This window comes from Vibrio sp. 378 (assembly GCF_033339435.1).
Genome location: NZ_JAWOUO010001127.1, coordinates 1 through 528 on the forward strand (window position 1 = coordinate 1; position 528 = coordinate 528).

Here is a 528-nt window from a genome sequence, read left to right on the forward strand (position 1 = left end):
GAAGCAGGTTGTAAGTCACTTGTGCTTGGCATCAGTGGCGGTGTTGACTCAACCACGTTAGGTCGCCTTGCCCAACTTGCTGTAGACCAACTTAACGAAGAAACTGGCAGCAACGATTACCAGTTTATCGCAGTACGTCTGCCTTACGGTGAGCAAAAAGACGAAGATGAAGCGCAATTGGCGTTGTCATTCATTAAACCTACGCATTCTATCTCTGTGAACATCAAACAAGGTGTTGATGGTATGCATGCCGCTTCTAATATTGCACTAGAAGGCACAGGGCTAATGCCAGAAGACGCGGCAAAAGTAGACTTTGTAAAAGGTAACGTAAAAGCACGTGCTCGCATGATCGCTCAATACGAGATCGCTGGTTACGTCGGTGGCTTGGTGTTAGGTACTGACCACTCTGCAGAAAACATCACTGGTTTCTACACTAAATTTGGTGATGGCGCGTGTGACCTTGCCCCTCTATTTGGTTTGAACAAACGTCAAGTGCGCGAAGTAGCCGCAACGTTGGGCGCGCCAGAG

1 protein-coding gene is annotated in these 528 nt (G+C 48.3%); it reads left to right on the forward strand.

Annotated features, from left to right (window positions below; all coding sequences use genetic code 11):
* Positions 1-528, forward strand: a 528-nt coding sequence (gene nadE / locus R7Q48_RS30740; protein ID WP_318134202.1) for an ammonia-dependent NAD(+) synthetase, incomplete at both ends; no start/stop codon positions are given.